At 68.6% G+C, this 17253-nt stretch carries 17 protein-coding genes; 11 read left to right on the forward strand and 6 right to left on the reverse strand.

Translation table 11 applies throughout. From position 1 onward, the window contains the following. On the forward strand, positions 1–847 hold an 847-nt coding region (locus ACYVE7_RS13835; RefSeq protein ID WP_460365062.1), incomplete at its 5' end, for a sensor histidine kinase. A gap of 12 nt (positions 848–859) precedes the next feature. On the opposite strand, the gene kstD is transcribed toward ACYVE7_RS13835, so the two are convergent. Then, positions 860–2605, reverse strand: coding sequence for a 3-oxosteroid 1-dehydrogenase (kstD, locus tag ACYVE7_RS13840; RefSeq protein WP_460365063.1), 1746 nt, complete (start codon positions 2603–2605; stop codon positions 860–862). A gap of 242 nt (positions 2606–2847) precedes the next feature. Between kstD and ACYVE7_RS13845 the strand changes: the two genes are divergently transcribed. From ACYVE7_RS13845 to ACYVE7_RS13875, 7 genes are read left to right on the forward strand one after another with little or no spacing between them, the layout of a single operon-like run. After that, positions 2848–3687, forward strand: coding sequence for a nitrilase-related carbon-nitrogen hydrolase (locus ACYVE7_RS13845; RefSeq protein ID WP_460365064.1), 840 nt, complete (start codon positions 2848–2850; stop codon positions 3685–3687). Between the two features lie 12 nt (positions 3688–3699). Further along, positions 3700–5100, forward strand: coding sequence for a dihydropyrimidinase (gene hydA / locus ACYVE7_RS13850; protein WP_460365065.1), 1401 nt, complete (start codon positions 3700–3702; stop codon positions 5098–5100). 10 nt (positions 5101–5110) lie between these two features. Continuing rightward, on the forward strand, positions 5111–6118 hold the full coding sequence (locus tag ACYVE7_RS13855; protein ID WP_460365066.1) for a TIGR03842 family LLM class F420-dependent oxidoreductase: 1008 nt from the start codon (positions 5111–5113) through the stop codon (positions 6116–6118). Continuing rightward, the gene (locus ACYVE7_RS13860; protein WP_460365067.1) at positions 6115–6942 is read left to right on the forward strand and encodes an ABC transporter permease; all 828 of its coding nucleotides are present in this window, start codon (positions 6115–6117) and stop codon (positions 6940–6942) included. Before ACYVE7_RS13855 ends, ACYVE7_RS13860 begins: the two co-directional genes overlap by 4 nt. Continuing rightward, entirely contained in the window at positions 6939–7757 is an 819-nt protein-coding gene (locus ACYVE7_RS13865; protein ID WP_460365068.1) for an ABC transporter ATP-binding protein, read from the forward strand. The genes ACYVE7_RS13860 and ACYVE7_RS13865 overlap by 4 nt, the downstream gene beginning before the upstream one ends. Next, positions 7754–8575, forward strand: a complete 822-nt coding sequence (locus ACYVE7_RS13870) for an ABC transporter permease (RefSeq protein ID WP_460365069.1) — start codon at positions 7754–7756, stop codon at positions 8573–8575. The genes ACYVE7_RS13865 and ACYVE7_RS13870 overlap by 4 nt, the downstream gene beginning before the upstream one ends. A 49-nt stretch (positions 8576–8624) precedes the next feature. Further along, entirely contained in the window at positions 8625–9743 is a 1119-nt protein-coding gene (locus ACYVE7_RS13875) for an ABC transporter substrate-binding protein (protein ID WP_460365070.1), read from the forward strand. 206 nt (positions 9744–9949) lie between these two features. On the opposite strand, the gene ACYVE7_RS13880 is transcribed toward ACYVE7_RS13875, so the two are convergent. Next, positions 9950–10189 (reverse strand): hypothetical protein, encoded by a 240-nt coding sequence (locus ACYVE7_RS13880; protein WP_460365071.1) that lies wholly within the window; start codon positions 10187–10189, stop codon positions 9950–9952. 17 nt (positions 10190–10206) lie between these two features. Beyond that, positions 10207–10434, reverse strand: a complete 228-nt coding sequence (locus ACYVE7_RS13885) for a hypothetical protein (protein ID WP_460365072.1) — start codon at positions 10432–10434, stop codon at positions 10207–10209. 252 nt (positions 10435–10686) lie between these two features. On the opposite strand from ACYVE7_RS13885, the gene ACYVE7_RS13890 reads away from it, so the two are divergent. From ACYVE7_RS13890 to ACYVE7_RS13900, 3 genes are all read left to right on the forward strand, one after another. Continuing rightward, positions 10687–10983 (forward strand): hypothetical protein, encoded by a 297-nt coding sequence (locus ACYVE7_RS13890; RefSeq protein ID WP_460365073.1) that lies wholly within the window; start codon positions 10687–10689, stop codon positions 10981–10983. Further along, on the forward strand, positions 10980–13001 hold the full coding sequence (locus ACYVE7_RS13895) for a hypothetical protein (protein ID WP_460365074.1): 2022 nt from the start codon (positions 10980–10982) through the stop codon (positions 12999–13001). Before ACYVE7_RS13890 ends, ACYVE7_RS13895 begins: the two co-directional genes overlap by 4 nt. 662 nt (positions 13002–13663) lie before the next feature. Further along, entirely contained in the window at positions 13664–13900 is a 237-nt protein-coding gene (locus tag ACYVE7_RS13900) for a WXG100 family type VII secretion target (protein WP_460365075.1), read from the forward strand. Positions 13901–14033: 133 nt separating this feature from the next. Here ACYVE7_RS13900 and ACYVE7_RS13905 read toward each other — a convergent pair whose 3' ends face one another. The 3 genes from ACYVE7_RS13905 to ACYVE7_RS13915 form a co-directional block, all read right to left on the reverse strand. Further along, positions 14034–15050, reverse strand: a complete 1017-nt coding sequence (locus tag ACYVE7_RS13905; RefSeq protein ID WP_460365076.1) for an agmatine deiminase family protein — start codon at positions 15048–15050, stop codon at positions 14034–14036. A 9-nt stretch (positions 15051–15059) separates the two neighbouring features. Beyond that, the gene (locus tag ACYVE7_RS13910; protein ID WP_460365077.1) at positions 15060–16739 is read right to left on the reverse strand and encodes an urease subunit alpha; all 1680 of its coding nucleotides are present in this window, start codon (positions 16737–16739) and stop codon (positions 15060–15062) included. Continuing rightward, positions 16740–17253, reverse strand: a 514-nt coding sequence (locus ACYVE7_RS13915) for an urease subunit beta (RefSeq protein ID WP_460365078.1), incomplete at its 5' end; no start/stop codon positions are given.

Genomic DNA, 17253 nt, shown 5'->3' on the forward strand with positions numbered 1-17253 from the left:
CGTGGACCGGCACTCCGGCGCGGGACGCCTGCCGACCGGCTCGGCCGTCATCGAGGTCGACGATCTCGTGGAGCTCGTCAACGATCTGCTGAACCGGCGGGACGGCGCCGTCCGGCGGACCGGCGAGGCGCTGGAGACCGCGCGGGCCTTCGCCGCGACCGCCGCCCACGAGCTGCGCACCCCGCTGACCAGCATGCACGCCAACATCGGGCTGCTCTCGCATCCGAACCTCGACCCCGCCGACCGCGCGGAGGTCATCGAGGACCTCGCCGCCGAGCAGGCCAGGATGCAGCGGATGATCACGATGCTGCGGCAGCTCGCCAGAGGCGAACTGGTCGACGCCGGAGCCTACGCCGACGTCGACCTCGCCGCGCTGGCCGGGATCGCCGTGGAGGAGGCGCGCGGCCGCCATCCGCACGCCTCGATCGTCGCGAACCTGCCGGAGCACACCGTCCGCGGCTGGTCGGAGGGGCTGCGCCTCGTCGTCGACAACCTGCTCGACAACGCGGCCGTCCACGGGGTGTCCGCCGACGGGATCGCCCGGATCGAGGTGACGCTGTCGGCGGAACCCGGCGCTGCCCTGCTGCGCGTCCGGGACCGGGGCCCCGGCATCCCCGCCGACCGGGTGGACCGGGTCTTCGACCGGTTCACCCGCCGCTCGGGAAGCCCGGGCTCCGGACTCGGCATGACCCTGATCCACCAGCAGGTCGTCCTGCACGGCGGGGCGATCACGATCGAGCCGCCGCTGCCGCGCGGCGGCGCCTCGATCCTCATCCGCCTCCCCGAAGCGCCGCGCCGCCTGGCCGACGGCGACACCCTGTCCTGGCTGACCGCCCACCGCCCCTAGAGCTCCCGCGCCCTACAGATCCTGCGCGGCGATGTAACCGAAGGTCATGGCCGGGCCGATGGTGGAGCCCGCGCCCGCGTAGGAGTGGCCCATGACGGCGCTGGAGCAGTTGCCCGCCGCGTACAGGCCGGGGATCACCTGCCCGGCGCCGTTCAGGACCCGGGCGCGGGCGTCGGTCTCCATGCCGCCCTTGGTGCCCAGATCACCAGGGACGATCTTGAACGCGTAGAACGGCGGGACGAGCAGCGGCGCGAGACAGGAGTTCGGGCCGACCCCCGGATCGGTGAAGTAGTGGTCGTAGACCGAGTCGCCGCGCCCGAAATCGGTGTCCCTGCCCGTCGTGGCGAACCAGTTGAACCGGGTGTAGGTGTTCCAGAAGTTCGAGCGCGGCACCCCGATCCGATCGGCCAGCTCGGGGATCGTCCAGGCCTTCCTGACCGCGCCCGCGTCGTACCAGGAAGCGGGGAACGGGAACGTCGGCGGGATGTCCTTGAACAGGTAGCGGTTCCGGTAGTTCTGGTCGACGATCAGCCAGCAGGGGATGTCCGGGCTCGTCCCGTTCTTGGCGTACATGACATGGACGACGTCGCTGTAGGGGGCGGCCTCGTTGACGAACCGCCGGCCCGCCTGGTTGACGATGAAGCCGCCCGGCAGGGTCCGCTCGGACAGGCAGAAGTACGGCTCGTCCGGCAGCGGGATGGTCGGGCCCCACCAGGAGTCCTCCATCAGGGAGACCTTCGCGCCCGCCGCGATCCCGGCCAGGATGCCGTCGCCGGTGTTGGAGGAGGCGCCGACCGTCCAGTCCGTGCCGATCGGCTGCTGCTGGTAGGCGGCGCGCATGGCGGCGTTGTGCTCGAACCCGCCCGAGCAGACGATCACGCCGCGGGTCGCGTTGATCGTCTGGGCGGCGCCGTCCCTGGTGACGGTCACCCCGGTGACCCGTCCGGACGGGTCGTGCAGCAGGGCCGTCAGGGGGCTGTTCAGCCAGACCGGGACGTTCGCCTGGAGGAGCCCGGCGCGCAGCCCGCCCGCCAGCGCCTGGCCCATGGTCATCGGGTCCTTGCCCTCGGCCTTGGCCTTCACCCAGCGGGCCACCGTCTCGGCGGCGACCGCGGTGCCCCTGGCGTTGACGGCGGCGAGGTTCAGCCAGCGGTACTCCTGGCTGTAGATCGTCACCCCGGCCGGGGTCGGGATGTAGGCCGGGTTGAGGTTGGCCTTCTCGGCGCCGAGCAGGTTGCCGTCGAACATCGCGGGCTCGATCGACCGGCCGTTCGGCATTCCGCCGGGCAGCCCCGGATAGTAGTCGGAGTAGCCGTTCATCCACAGGAACCGCGACGGGCTGTGCGCCATGACGAAGTCCAGCATCTCCGGGCCTTTCGCCAGGAAGGCGGCCTTCCGGTCGGCGGGCACCTCGGAGCCGACGACGGCGTCCAGATAGGTCCTGGCCTTCGCCGGGGTGTCGGGCACGCCCGCGGCGAGGATCACGGAGTTGTTCGGCAGCCAGATCCCGGCCCCCGAACGGGCCGCGGAGCCGCCGAACTTGGCGGCCTTATCCACGACCAGCACCGACAGGCCGCGTCCCGCGGCGGTGAGCGCGGCCGTCATCCCGGCCGCCCCCGACCCGACGACGACCACGTCATAGGTGGCGGCGGCGTCCGCCCGGGCGGAGTGCGGGGCGATCGCGACCCCGACGAGGGCGCCGATCGCACCCCCGAGAACCTGACGTCTGGTGGGCTGCGCGGACGGCTGCACGGACATGCGGAAACACCTCTCGACGCGGGGGACTGAAGCACCCTCGCGCCGAGTGCCGGACCGAACATGTGACTCAGGTCACGGGCAAAGGATCCGTTCACTCCAGGCTCTTTGTCAACACGCGGTCCGCACCCGTCGTTAACGATCTCCGAACGCGCACGTAACAACCCTGTCCCCTTCCGGCCGCTAACGTCCGAACCGTTGCGAGCACGGGTATACCGCTAGATCTACTGAAGGAGGGGAGCGTGATGTCCGAAGTCATCCGCGCCGCACTGGTCCAGACGACGTGGACGGGCGACAAGGAATCGATGATCAAGGCTCATGAGGACTACGCCCGCCAGGCGGCGGCCCTCGGTGCTCGCGTGATCTGTTTCCAGGAGCTCTTCTACGGCCCGTACTTCTGCCAGGTGCAGGATCCGGCCTACTACGAGTACGCCGAGTCGGTGCCGGGGCCGACGACCGAGCGGTTCCAGGCGCTCGCCGCCGAGCTCGGCATGGTGATGGTCCTGCCGATGTACGAGCAGGAGCAGCCGGGGGTGCTCTACAACACCGCGGCCGTCATCGACGCCGACGGCAGCTACCTCGGCAAGTACCGCAAGAACCACATCCCGCAGGTCAAGGGGTTCTGGGAGAAGTTCTACTTCCGGCCCGGCAACCTCGGCTACCCCGTGTTCGACACGGCCGTCGGGAAGATCGGCGTCTACATCTGCTACGACCGGCACTTCCCCGAGGGCTGGCGGGCGCTCGGGCTGAACGGCGCCCGGATCGTGTTCAACCCGTCGGCGACCTCGCGCGGGCTGAGCAGCTACCTGTGGCAGCTCGAACAGCCGGCCTCGGCCGTCGCCAACGAGTACTTCATCGGCGCGATCAACCGGGTCGGCGTCGAGGACCTCGGCGACAACGACTTCTACGGGCAGACCTACTTCGTCGACCCCGAAGGCAAGTTCGTGGGCGACGTGGCCGACACCCACAGCCCCGAACTGGTCGTCCGCGACCTCGACATGAGCCTGCTGGCCACGGTCCGCGACCGCTGGCAGTTCTACCGCGACCGCCGTCCCGACAGCTACGGCGACCTCACCGCACCGTAAGGAGGCATACGTATGACCCTTCTTGTGAAGAATGGGACGGTCGTGGGCCCGACGGGCACCTTCGTCTCGGACGTCCTCGTGGACGGCGAACGGATCGTCTCCCTCGCCGAACCGGGGATGACCCCCACCGCCGACACCGTCATCGACGCGACCGGCAAGTACGTCATCCCGGGCGGCATCGACGCCCACACCCATATGGAGCTGCCGTTCGGCGGCACCAGCGCCAGCGACACCTTCGAGACCGGCACCGCCGCCGCGGCCTGGGGCGGCACCACGACCATCATCGACTTCGCGGTGCAGCGCACCGGCGAGGCCGTCCAGGACGGGCTCGCCGCCTGGCACGCCAAAGCCGAGGGCAACTGCCACATCGACTACGCGTTCCACCAGATTCTGGGCGGGGTCGACGAGGACTCGCTCAAGGCCATGGACACGCTGGTGACGTCCGAGGGCATCACCAGCTTCAAGCTGTTCATGGCCTACCCGGGCGTGTTCTACAGCGACGACGGCCAGATCCTGCGTGCCATGCAGAAGGCCCGCGACAACGGCGCGATGATCATGATGCACGCGGAGAACGGCATCGCGATCGACGTGCTCGTCGCCCAGGCCCTGGCCCGCGGCGAGACCGACCCGGTCTACCACGGCATCACCCGGCCCGCCGCGCTGGAGGCCGAGGCCACCAGCCGGGCCATCTACCTCGCCGAGGTCGCCCGCGACACCCCGCTGTACATCGTCCATCTGTCGGCGAGCGAGGCCCTCGCCAAGGTCGCCGAGGCGCGCGACGCCGGCCGCAACGTGTTCGCCGAGACCTGCCCGCAGTACCTCTACCTGACCTTGGAGGACCAGCTCGGCGCGCCCGGGTTCGAGGGCGCCAAGTACGTCTGCTCCACTCCGCTGCGGTCCAAGCACGAGACCCACGGCCGGGACCTGTGGCGCGGACTGCGGACCAACGATCTGTCGATCGTCTCCACCGACCACTGCCCGTTCTGCTTCAAGGACCAGAAGGAGCTCGGCCGCGGCGACTTCTCGAAGATCCCCAACGGGATCGGCGGGGTCGAGCACCGCGTCGACCTGCTGTTCCAGGGCGTCGTCGACGGAAAGCTGTCGCTGGAGCGCTGGGTGGAGACCATCGCGACCACACCCGCCCGGATGTTCGGGCTGTACCCGCGCAAGGGCGTCATCGCGCCCGGTTCGGACGCCGACATCGTCGTCTACGACCCGAACGGCACCACCCGGATCTCCGTCGACACCCACCACATGAACCTGGACCACTCCGCCTACGAGGGCTACGAGATCGCGGGCAAGGTCGACACCGTCATCAGCCGGGGAACGGTCCTGCTCAAGGACGGTCAGTACCACGGCAAGCCCGGACACGGCCGCTTCCTCAAGCGCGACCTGTCCTCCTATCTGATCTGAGGGTACGGAATTGGACATAGGCGTCGTCTTCCAGCTCGATCCGCCCGCGTCGGCCGTCGTCGACCTGGCGGTCAAGGCCGAACAGGCCGGCTTCAGCCACGTCTGGAGCTTCGATTCGCACCTGCTCTGGCAGGAACCGTTCGTGATCTACAGCCAGATTCTGGACCGGACCGAACGGGTCATCGTCGGGCCGATGGTGACCAACCCGGGCACGCGGGACTGGACCGTCACGGCCTCGCATTTCGCAACACTCAACGAGATGTACGGAAACCGAACTGTCTGCGGCATCGGCCGCGGCGACTCCGCGCTCCGCACCCTCGGGCTCAAACCGACCACGATCAAGGAGCTCAAGGAGTGCGTCACCGCGATCCGTGAGCTCGCCGGGGGACGGGTCGCCGACGTCCGGGGGAGGGAGATCCACTTCCCGTGGGTCGCGCCCGGGTCCTCGCTCGAAGTGTGGGTCGCGGCCTACGGACCGCGCGCACTCGCCGCGACCGGCGAGGTCGGCGACGGATTCATCCTCCAGCTCGCCGACCCCGACATCGCCGCCTGGACGATCTCCGCCGTGCGCGCCGCCGCCGAGAAGGCCGGACGCGACCCGGACGCCGTCAAGTTCTGCGTGGCCGCACCCGCCTACGTCGGCGACGACCTCGCCCACCAGCGCGACCAGACCCGCTGGTTCGGCGGCATGGTCGGCAACCACATCGCCGACATCGTCGACCGGTACGGCGGCGAGGGCGCGGCGGTGCCGAAGGCGCTGACCGACTACATCAAGGGGCGGCAGGGCTACGACTACGCCGAGCACGGCCGGGCGGGGAACACCCACACCGACTTCGTGCCCGACGAGATCATCGACAGGTTCTGCCTGCTCGGACCGGTCGAGAACCATCTGGAGCGGCTGAAGGAACTGCGCGAACTGGGCGTCGACCAGTTCGCCGTCTACCTCCAGCACGACGACAAGGAGCACACCCTGGCCGCCTACGGTTCGCAGATCATCCCGGTGGTCTCGTCCTGGTGAGAAGAGCCATCGGCGCCCTGGCCCTGGCGGCGCTCGCCGCCGGGGCCTGGGAGCTCTACAAGACGATCGGATCCGACGACGGGACGTCCGTCGCCGGGATCCGGGTGCTGCCGCGCGCCGACGACGCGGCCATGCCGCACCTCTGGACGGTGCTCCACCGGCTCGGCGAACCCGAACTGACCGGCGGATCACCGATCTGGGAAGTGCTGCTCAAAGCGTGCCTGACCACGCTCGGCATCGTGACGGCCGGGTTCGTCGCGGGAGCGCTCGTCGGGCTGGCGCTGGCCGTCCTCATGGAGCGGTTCACGTTCGCCGAGCGAGGGCTGCTGCCCTATGTGGTGCTGTCGCAGACGGTGCCGCTGGTGGCGCTCGCACCCGTCATCGCGGGGTGGGGCGGGGCGCTGATGCCGCAGTGGGCGACCGTCTCCGTCATCGCCGCCTATCTCGCGTTCTTCCCGGTCGCGGTGGGGATGCTGCGGGGGCTCCAGTCGCCGTCGGGCGAGGCACTCGAACTGATGTCGAGCTACTCGGCCGGCTGGTGGAAGACCCTGGTCAAGCTGCGGCTGCCCGCGTCCGTCCCGTATCTGTTCCCGGCGTTGAAGCTGGCGGGAGCCGCCGCCGTCGTCGGCGCCGTCGTGGGGGAGATCTCCACCGGGACGCGCGGCGGCATCGGCCGGCTCGTCATCGAGTACTCCCGCGAGGCCACCACCGACCCCGCCAAGGTCTACACCGCCATGCTCGGCGCGGCCCTCCTCGGCCTCGCCGTCACCGGTGTGCTGACCCTCGCCCAGCGCCTGCTAGTCCGCGGAGAAGCCCCCTCATGATCGAAATATCCGGTGTCACCAAGATCTTCAACCCGGGGAAGGCGGGCGAGGTCACCGCGATCGCGTCGGCCGACCTGACCGTCGCGCCCGGCGAGTTCGTGTCCCTGATCGGGCCGTCGGGCTGCGGCAAATCGACGCTGCTCCGGCTGATCGCCGACCTCGTCCCGCCGACCACCGGCACGGTCACCGTCGCCGGCGAACCGGCCGCCGAAGCCCGCCGGGACCGCGCCTACGGGATGGTCTTCCAGAAGCCCGGCCTCTTCGACTGGCGCACCGTCCGGAAGAACGTGGAACTCCCGCTGGAACTGCGCGGAACGGGCCGCGCCGAACGCCGGTCCCGCGCCGCGGAGATGCTCGACCTGGTCGGCCTCGCCGACTTCGCCGAGCACTACCCGTCACAGCTCTCCGGCGGGATGCAGCAGCGCGTCTCCATCGCCCGGGCCCTGGCCGACGCCCCGCCGCTCCTGCTGATGGACGAGCCGTTCGGCGCCCTGGACGAGATGACGCGCGAACGCCTCCAGTCCGAACTCCTCCGGATCTGCTCCACCACCGGGACGACCGTCGTCTTCGTCACCCACTCCATCGACGAGGCCGTCTACCTCTCCGACCGCGTCGCCGTCATGTCCGCGCGGCCGGGACGCATCACCGCGATCCTCGACATCCCGCTCCCCGCCAGGACCGAGGCCCTCCGGCAGACCTCCGAGTACTTCAGCCACATCACCTCCGTGCGCCAGGCACTCCGCGCCCCCGCCGCCGTTCCCGCGCCTTCCCCGTCCGCCGTGCCGGCCGCCGACGACCAGCGGGTCGACTCATGACCGCTCCGACGGTGGTGAAGGCCGCTGAGGCCGTCGTGGTCCGTCGGGACGGGCGGCGGTGGGCGGCGTCGGCGCGGATGCTGCCGCCGGTGGTCGTCGGTGTCGCGGGGCTGGTGCTGTGGGAGGTGTTCGTCAAGGTCGGGAAGGTGGCGCCCTATGTGCTGCCGGCACCGTCGGCGATCTTCCATGAGGTGCGGGACGATCTGGACATCATCGTCAAGGCCGGGCTGGCCAGTGGAGAGAACGCGCTGGTCGGGCTAGTGTTCGGGGTGCTGGCGGCGCTGACGGCGGCGTTGGTCGCGGCGCGGTTCGGGTGGCTCGGCGAGGTGTCGGCACCGCTGATCGCGGCACTCAACGCGCTGCCGATCATCGCCCTGGCGCCGATCCTCAACAACATGTTCGAGTCGACCAGCAGCATCCCGCGGCGCGTCGTCGTCGCGCTGGTCGTGTTCTTCCCCGTCTTCCTGAACACGCTCCGCGGACTCCAACGCGTCGATCCGACCCACCAGGAGCTGATGGACTCCTACGCGGCCGGCCCGTGGGCGTTCAACCGGAAGGTCCGGCTGCCGGGCGCGCTGCCGTTCTTCTTCACCGGGCTGCGGCAGGCGTCCTCGCTGGCCGTCATCGCGGCCGTCGTCTCCGAATACTTCGGCGGGCTGCAGGACGGCCTCGGCGCGAAGATCACGTCGGCGGCGTCGAACACCGCCTACCCGCGCGCCTGGGCGTTCGTCGCCGGCGCGTGCCTGCTCGGCCTCCTGTTCTATCTCGTGACCCTGCTCATCGAGCGTCTGTCCACTCCCTGGAGAAATCCGGGCTGACCCCCTTTCCGACTCCTCCCACCCCACCTAACCCCGGAGGAAACCCCCCGTGAAGAAAACCCTCTCCCTGCTGCTGGCCGCCGTGCTCCTCACCGGCTGCGGCACCGCCGACGACACCAAGAAGACTGCGGATCCGGCAGCCGGGCCCGTCAAGGTGAAACTCCAACTCCAGTGGTTCTACCAGGCCCAGTTCGCCGGCTACATCGCCGCCGCGGCCAAGGGCTTCTACCAGGAGCAGGGTCTCGACGTCGAGATCCTGGAGGGCGGCGTCGACATCGTGCCGCAGACCGTCCTCGCCCAGGGCCGCGCCGACTACGCCGTCTCCTGGGTGCCGAAGGCGCTCGCCTCCCGTGAGCAGGGCGCCCAGATCACCGACGTCGGCCAGATCTTCCAGCGTTCCGGCACCTACCAGGTGTCGTTCGCCGACAGCGGGATCTCCAGCCCCGCCGACCTGAAGGGCAAGAAGGTCGGCAACTGGGGCTTCGGCAACGAGTACGAGCTGTTCGCCGCCCTCACCAAGGCCGGACTCGACCCCGGCAAGGACGTCAAGCTCGTCCAGCAGCAGTTCGACATGCAGGCACTGCTCCGCAAGGACATCGACGCCGCCCAGGCGATGTCGTACAACGAGTTCGCCCAGCTCCTCGAGGCGGAGAACCCCGCCACGAAGAAGCTCTACCAGCCCTCCGACTTCAAGGTCCTCGACTGGAACCAGGTCGGCACCTCCATGCTGCAGGACGCCGTGTGGGCGTCGACCGAACGGCTCAAGGACCCCGCCTACCAGGACACGACGGTCAAGTTCCTCGCCGGCACCGTCAAGGGCTGGATCTACTGCCGTGACCACGCCGCCGAATGCCGCGACCTGGTCGTCGCGAAGGGCTCCAAGCTGGGCGCCAGCCACCAGCTCTGGCAGATGAACGAGGTCAACAAGCTCATCTGGCCGTCGCCCGCCGGCATCGGCCTGATCGGCGACGCCGACTGGAAGCGCACCGTCGACCTGTCCCTCGCCACCAAGAACGCCGACGGCAAGACCGTCATCACCAAGGCGCCCGAAGGACTCGCCTACACCAACGACTACATCACCAAGGCCCTGGCCCTCCTGCCCTCCGACGACACCAAGGGCACCTCCTTCCAGCCCACCCCCGTCACCCTCACCCCCGGCGGCAAGTAACCCCCACCCACGTCAGCACCCGCACCGCTCCTCACCACTGAGGAGCGGTGCTCGTGCGTCACCGGCAGAGCACCTGTCCGCCCGGACCTTGGGTGTTCGAGAGCCGAGGCACCCATCCCGTGGGTTCGCGCGCCCTTCACCGGCAGGCCGGTCAGCCCCTCTGAGGTGCTGTCAGCTCGTTGACCCCGTGCCTGCGATTCCCTCGGTCAGGGCTCCAGCTCCCGGTCGAGAGCACGGCTGCGGAAGGTGCGGTCGATCAGGTCCAGCACGGAGGAGGACGGCGGAGGTTCGTCGGCGGCGATGACGGTGATGTAGGCGGTGGACAGGTCGATCAGTTCGTCGGGCGAGGCGTCGGCCGCCTGGTCGGCGATCGCGTTGAGCAGCGCGTCCCTGGCGGCGGACTGGACGGAGGGCAGGGCGGGCCGGTCGTTCTCGATGGTGCTCATGGAAGCTCCTTCTGGTGTCAGGCGGCGTAGCGGTGGGGGAGGGGACGGGTGGCGCGGTCGTCGTGGAAGACGTCGGCGAGGGTGAGGGCCGAGCCGGCACGGTCGAGCCAGACGCGGAGCGGGCCCAGATCGGTACAGGTGAGGATGCGATCTCGTCGGCGCGGTGACACATGGAGCCCGCGGACCTCCAGCCGCAGCAGCAGGGTGCGGGCGAGCATCCCGGCGATGAACTCCTGGCTGTACATGAGGGTCTCTCCTTCACTCGGTGGATCCGTCGTCTCGACTCTACGTAGCGAAAACCGCCGTTCCCGGTTATCCACAGGACGAGTTTCCGGCCGCCTCGGCCGCTTCGGAAAATGCCGCGTGTCTGGTGGTTGTACCGGCTTTGACCTGCGGTTTTGATATCGGTCAGGTATCGAGAAGTGCGGGTTGTGATGACCAAGGGTCATGGCTGGCTACGTTGTGCTGCGACGACAACGCGCGACGAGAGGGGCCGCATGGCGGTCAACGAGCTGCACCTCACGCTCCTTCTCACGGAGCTCCGGAACCTGGCGGATCGGCACCGCCGGGATCTGGCGGAACCCGTTCGGCTGATGGACGGCCACGCCTGGGTGGGCCCGTCCGCGCGCCGCTTCGACGCCGAGCTGCGGCACCAGCAGCGCCGTCTCCAGTCGGCACTGACCGCCGCGCTCGACGCACTCCACCGCAAGCAGGCCACCCTTCCCACCATCGCGGGAGTGCCCGGCGCCCCGACGGCACGACCGGCCGTGGCCGGTCCGGGGCTGGTGCGATGAGCGGCGACGGATGGCTCGCACCGGGCACCTGCGGCGTCCAGCTCGCGATGTTCGACCGGCTGAGCTCGGGCATGACCAGGGTCGCGGACGAACTCGACGCGGCGGGCCGCCAGCTCTTCGCGATCCTGACGGCCGCCGAAGTCGACACGGGCCCCGCGATGGACGTCAAAGGGGTCGCCCGCTGGGTCAACGGAGTGGCGCCCGAGCTGCGGCGGCGGGCCGGTCTCGCCCACGATCTGGACGCGCAACGGCTGTCGCTGCCGATCTGCACCGCCGACGGCTCGTTCCTGCGGATGCCGGATCGGCTGGGCGACCAGACAGCTCAAGCCAGCGGCTATCAGGCCGCCGACCTGCTGCGACGCGCCACGGAGGGGGACAGGGGAGCGCTGTACAGCCTGCTCGACTACCAGCAGCACGCCGCCAACCCGCACTTCGTGAAAGCGCTGCTGGAACGGCTCGGCCCGACGGCCCTGCTCGACATCCCCTACGGACTCACCCGCGAGCTGCGCGTGGACGTCAACGACCGCAGCAAGATGCTCACCGCGAACGCCGCCGACACCCGAGCCGCCCTCGCCCTCCTCGCCCACGCCCTGGCGAAGGGGACGGATCCCGCTTCACCGGCCTATGTCGGCGACGCCTATCTGAAAGCGCTGGCGGACAACGGCCGCGCCGGCTTCCCATCAGGCCAGACCCACCCGCACCACGTCGGCTACCAGGCCCTCGCGACGATCCTCGCCGCGGACCCCAAGACCCGCTACTCCGACACGTTCCTGCGCACCGTCGGCAGCGACATGATCGCCTACACCCGCCACAACCCGGCCCCCTGGCGGCCGATCCCCGACACCGCCGCCATCCGTGAACTGGGCACGCTCCTCGACGACCCCGCACACCCCGACCCGTCCCCGACCGACATCCTCCAGCCCCTGCTCATCGCCGCCGCCAACACCAGGACCGGCGCCCAAGCGCTGCTCGGCACCCCGCCAGGCGAACCCACCAGCAACCTCACCTATCTGCTCCACGACCGCACCAAGATCTGGGGCACCACCGACCAGGCCACCGCCCTCGGCAGGACGATCAGCGCCGCCGCGTCCGGCGCCGACCCCGAATCCCGCCGCCTGTTCGACGAGTTCACCGCGGTCCGCGGCGCCGACCTCCTCACCCACGTCAAGTACGCCGACGGCCACAAACTCCAAGCCGAACGCGACGACCTCGATCCGCTGTCCGGTCTCCGCCCCACCACCACCGACCTGCTCCTGGCGCACCTTCCCGAAGTCATCTCCCGCGTCGACGCCGCCCCCGCCTCCTCCGACGCCGCCTACGAACGTCTCCGCCACTACTTCGCCCTCACCGCCGACGCCTCCCTCGACGAACCGTCCTTCGCCCGCCTGGTCGCCGCCCACCTCACCCTCCTGGACGAAGCGGCCCGCACCTACGCCCGAACCGGCAACGAGGCCCCGCTCCTCATCTACGCCCAATCCGCTGGCCACCTCCTGGCGCTCCGCACAGAAATCTCCGCCGCGATCGCCCACTCCACCTCCCAGTCCAACGAACAACTCAAATCCCGCATCGACAGCACCCTCGACCTCTTCTCCCCTTCCGCCTGGCTCGAATCCACCTTCCACCTCCCCCCAGAAGTAGCCTCCCTGGCCACCGCCGGCCTAACCGAAAAAGCCAAATCCCTCACCTACAACCTCCTAGCCGACCACTCCCAATCCACCAACACCGAACAATCCCGCACCACCCAACAAACCACCCTAACCCGCCAAATCGACAAGGTAGTCATTTCTGCATATGCAATTAGCATTGGTCGTGATGGTGATTCAACTTTGCCGGAGTCGATTAGCCGGATGGGATCATCAGCGGGCTGGGATGATGATCAATTTAAACACTTCTTGAACTGGTCAACTGAGTTCGACGAAGGGTTCTCTGGAGTTCGAGGCTTGGTTAGGGATAGAATCAGTTCAGGCTATTCTGGAACGGTAGACTCGCTAGCTCGGATTGAAGCTGATGGAGAATGATTCGACTCTCTTTGCTTTGCTGGCCGGTCTTGATTATGGGGTGCAGTTCTAGCGTTTCCATGCCCATGCCACCAGGTCAGGTTAACGAGCAACTGCCTGGACTTGTAGAATCCGACCCTTATTGGTGTGGGGTAATTCCGGTAGAGGCTGCTTCTGTGATCGTTGGTGGTGTAATGCGTGAGGCGAAGGAGAGTGGAAGCCCGAGCAGGTCTGGTCGGCAATTCTCCTGCACGGTGGAGGATGGAGGGGATGTTGGAGTTTTGGGCCTCTACTGGGCAGTCGGGGGCGCCAAGAAGCATGTGGCTGGCCAGTTGCGCTGGGTTGGTGGCCTGCGTGCGAAGTATATTAGCGAGCTGCCTGCTGATATTGGATACGGATTCGTAGCCTATATTGATCGATTTGATCGCCCGAGTCCGGCCGGTAGGGCGTATTATTCAATTGTTGGATTCAGGTGTGGCGCATCCAGTGTTTGGCTACGCATCGATGCATCGAGAGTCGGTTCCGGGCGGATCTTTTCTGAAGATCTGTCATGGTTGATGCGGGTTGCGGAGAAGCGGTTTGGGGTTATTCATGGGTGTGTTCCGGGGCCGTTGAAGTGATGGTCCGGTCGAGAGAGAAAGGTGGAGTGGATGGGTGAGCGGCGGGGTGGGAGTATTGGGGAGATGGAGGAGTTGGCGCAGTTGTTTCAGCGGCACTCTCGGGGGCTGGATGCGCTGATCAAGGATCTGAACGGGCGGACCGTGGGGTCGGCGGAGATCTGGTGGGGGCCCGGGGCGGACAGGTTCCGGCAGGCGTGGGGCGAGGCGAAGTCGGCGTTCGACAAGATGGCCGTCGCCCTGGACGAGGGTGGGCAGGATGTGCGGCGTTCCCAGCGGAACATCGAAGCCGCTACCCGCTAACCGATGAGCCCGGACGGTCGACTGGCAGACGGCCGGACGGGGAAGGCCGGGGCGCACCATGCGCTCCGGCCTTCCTATTGCGCCTATTGCACCGCCCCACGCCGAGCCTCGTCAGAGTGAAGCGGGCAGCGGATCAGGGGCGCGGCTGCTGCTGGGTGATGCAGTGGATCCCGCCACCGTAGGAGAAGATGCTGCGGGCGTCGCAGAACTCGATGGCGCGAGCGGGGAAGAGCTTGGCGAAAAGAGCCGCGGCTTCGGAGTCCCGCGGATCGTCGAAAGAGCAGAGAAGCGCCAGCCCATTGGCCAGATAGTGGTTGATGTAGGAGTAGTCGCAGATCTTGCCGTCGATCTCCTTGACGGCCGGAGCCAGCAGCTCGACCACTTCCAAGGGCCGCCCGCGAGCGTCGGTCGAGGCGCGGAGAAGAGCAAGATTCTCCCGCGTCGTCACGAAATCCGGATGCGACGGATCATCCTGGACATGCGCGACGACCAGTCCGGGCCGGACGAAAGCAGCCAGAAGATCGACATGCCCGTTGGTCCCGTAACCGCCGTAGTCCCCGGCCAGGCCACGCGGAAGCCAGATCACCTTCCGAGCACCGATCATGGCCGCCAGTTCGGCCTCCACCTGCGCTTTCGTCCATCCCGGATTACGCCGGTCATGCAACTGGACGGTCTCGGTGACGATCACCGTGCCCTCGCCGTCGACATGGATGCCGCCGCCCTCATTGACCAGCGCCGACGCATACCTCCGCGCCCCCGCCCGTTCCAGGACGAACGCCGCCACCTCGTCGTCCTTCGCCCACTCCTGATCGGTCATGCCCCACGCCCGGAATTTCCAGTCGACACCCGCGAGACCGCCTTTACCGTCCACCAGGAAAGTGGGCCCGTTGTCACGGTGCCAGGCGTCATCCAGGGGCTTCTCCACCATGGTGATCCGCGGATCGAGCCAGCGGGACGCCTCCGCGCGCCGCGAAGGATCGACGACCATCGTGACCGGTTCGTACCGCACGATCGTGTTCGCGACGGACGACCAGGCACGGCACGATTCCTCGAGATCCATGAAGTCGATGACGGGAAACGACATCCACGTGCGGGTGTGCGGCTGCCATTCGGCCGGCATGAAGAAGCCGTCAGCGGCGGGTGAGGACATGGCGGGCTCCTAAAGGAAGTAGAGACGGCTGAGCGGCACCGATGCGGCCGGCTCGGACGAGATCGGATCGCCGTTGAACGTCACGAGCCCGCCCGGGGTGACCCGGACGTCCCCCAACGTCGTGTTGCGGACCATGTGGGCGTTGCCGATGCCGCGCGTCCCGCGCACCGCCACCCGTCGTCGTCTGGTCGGCAGTGTGTCGTCGGCGATCCCCGACACGAACGCCACGGACAGCTCGGCGGCCGTCGCCCCGAACCCACCGAACTGCGGACCGATCACCAGCGGTTCGCACAGGTCGGTCGCCGCGTTAGGATCGCCTGTCACGCCCCAGGCGGGGAACCCGTTCTTCAGGACGAGCTGGGGTTTCGCCCCGAAATAGGCGGGCCGCCAGAGCACGATGTCGGCCATCTTCCCGACCGAGATCGACCCGATCTCGTGCGCCAGCCCATGGGCGATCGCCGGATTGATCGTTAGCTTCGCCAAATACCGCAACACTCGTTCGTTGTCATCCGGTGTAGTAGACGATTTCATCTTGGCGGCGAGCTGAAAGGTCCGCCGCACCGTCTCCCCGGCACGTCCCATCCCGAGCGCGTCCGACGACGTGATCGGAATGACGCCCAGCTCGTGCAGGACGTCCTCCGCCCCCATCGTGCCCGCCCGGATCCGCTCCCTGGCCAGCATCTCGTCGGACGGCAGCTCGGGTTTCAGCCCATGCGCCGAGACGATCATCCCGTAGTGCTCGCCGAGCGCGTCCCGCCCGAAAGGCAGGGTCGGGTTGGTCGACGAGCCGATCACGTTCGCGACCCCGGCCAGCCGCAGCACGTCCGGGACGTGCCCGCCGCCGCACCCTTCGATGTGGAACGCGTGGACGGTCCGCCCGTCGAGCACCGCGAGAGTGTCCTCGGCGGAAAGGCATTCGTTCAGCCCGTCGGTGTGCAGCGCGACCTGCACGTCGTGCTCGTCCGCGACGCGCAGCGCGGTGTCCAGCGCACGGGTGTGCGCGCCCAGGTCCTCGTGCACCTTGAACCCGCACGCCCCGCCCGACACCAGCGCCTCGATCAGCGGCGCGGGCTCCGACGACGAACCGCGCGCCAGGAACCCGATGTTCACCGGCCAGGCGTCGAAAGCGTCGAACGCGTGCTTGAGCGCCCACGGTGAGTTGACGCCGACCCCCCACACCGGCCCGAACTCCTGACCGATGATCGTGGTGACGCCCGAGGCTAGCGACGCCTCCATCACCCGCGGCGCGAGCAGATGCACATGGGTGTCGACGGCCCCCGCGGTCGCGATCAGCCCTTCGCCGGACACGATCGTCGTGCCCGTCCCGGTGACGACGTCCACTCCGTCGAGGGTGTCGGGGTTCCCGGCCCGCCCGATCGCGTGGATCCGGCCCTCGCGGATCCCGATCGAGGTCTTCCGCACCCCGAGCAGCGGGTCGATCACCAGCACATTGCTGATCACGAGGTCGCAGGTGTCCGCGACGGACGCCGCTTTGAGGTGCAGGCCGTCCCGCGCCGTCTTCGCGAACCCGGCCAGGAACTCCTCGCCCGGAGCCTGCGCGTCGTGTTCGACCCGCACCGTCAGCCCGGTGTCGCCCAGCCGCACCAGATCACCGGTGGTCGGCCCGTACACCGAGGCGTAGTCGTCGAGCGCGCCGACGCTCCGCGCGCCATGACAGCCCTGCTCCATCTACTCCTCCACCAGGTAACCGCAGGCCAGCGCCCGCTCCATGGCCTGCTCGAACGCCCCGGGCGCGTCCAACGGCCCGTCGACGAGCCCCGCGAACCCGATCGCGATCCGCGCTCCGCCGATGGGCGTCAGCCCGACGCGCACCGTCTCGCCGGGCCCGAACCTGACGGTTGATCCCGCCGGGATCGCCGCGCGACGCCCGTAGGCGAGCGCCCGCCGGAACGAGAGCCGGGGATTGGCCTCGAAGAAATGGAAATGCGAGGTGACGGAGATCGGCACCGTCGAGGTGTTGGTGACCTCGACCTCCACCACATCGGTGAACGCGAAGGTGCGGGGCGCGGGCAGGATCGCGCCGGGCGCGTCGTCGCCGAGATGGCCGCCGCCGACCGGATCGGTGAGGACCGCGAGCCGGGAGCCGTCGTCGAACACGGCCTCGACCTGGATCTCGTCCAGCACGTCGGCGACGCCGGGCAGCACGTCGTCCGGGCCGAGCACCGCCTTGCCCGCCGCGACG

This window comes from Actinocorallia lasiicapitis (genome assembly GCF_054778695.1).

Bases quoted from the DNA above. Each gene is read 5' to 3' on its own strand.
- ACYVE7_RS13885 (WP_460365072.1), bottom strand. From the start codon at position 10,434: ATGTACAGCCAGGAGTTCATCGCCGGGATGCTCGCCCGCACCCTGCTG.
- ACYVE7_RS13870 (WP_460365069.1), top strand. From the start codon at position 7,754: ATGACCGCTCCGACGGTGGTGAAGGCCGCTGAGGCCGTCGTGGTCCGT.
- ACYVE7_RS13905 (WP_460365076.1), bottom strand. From the start codon at position 15,050: ATGTCCTCACCCGCCGCTGACGGCTTCTTCATGCCGGCCGAATGGCAG.
- ACYVE7_RS13900 (WP_460365075.1), top strand. From the start codon at position 13,664: ATGGAGGAGTTGGCGCAGTTGTTTCAGCGGCACTCTCGGGGGCTGGAT.
- ACYVE7_RS13895 (WP_460365074.1), top strand. From the start codon at position 10,980: ATGAGCGGCGACGGATGGCTCGCACCGGGCACCTGCGGCGTCCAGCTC.
- ACYVE7_RS13880 (WP_460365071.1), bottom strand. From the start codon at position 10,189: ATGAGCACCATCGAGAACGACCGGCCCGCCCTGCCCTCCGTCCAGTCC.
- ACYVE7_RS13890 (WP_460365073.1), top strand. From the start codon at position 10,687: ATGGCGGTCAACGAGCTGCACCTCACGCTCCTTCTCACGGAGCTCCGG.
- hydA (WP_460365065.1), top strand. From the start codon at position 3,700: ATGACCCTTCTTGTGAAGAATGGGACGGTCGTGGGCCCGACGGGCACC.
- ACYVE7_RS13910 (WP_460365077.1), bottom strand. From the start codon at position 16,739: ATGGAGCAGGGCTGTCATGGCGCGCGGAGCGTCGGCGCGCTCGACGAC.
- ACYVE7_RS13865 (WP_460365068.1), top strand. From the start codon at position 6,939: ATGATCGAAATATCCGGTGTCACCAAGATCTTCAACCCGGGGAAGGCG.
- ACYVE7_RS13845 (WP_460365064.1), top strand. From the start codon at position 2,848: ATGTCCGAAGTCATCCGCGCCGCACTGGTCCAGACGACGTGGACGGGC.
- kstD (WP_460365063.1), bottom strand. From the start codon at position 2,605: ATGTCCGTGCAGCCGTCCGCGCAGCCCACCAGACGTCAGGTTCTCGGG.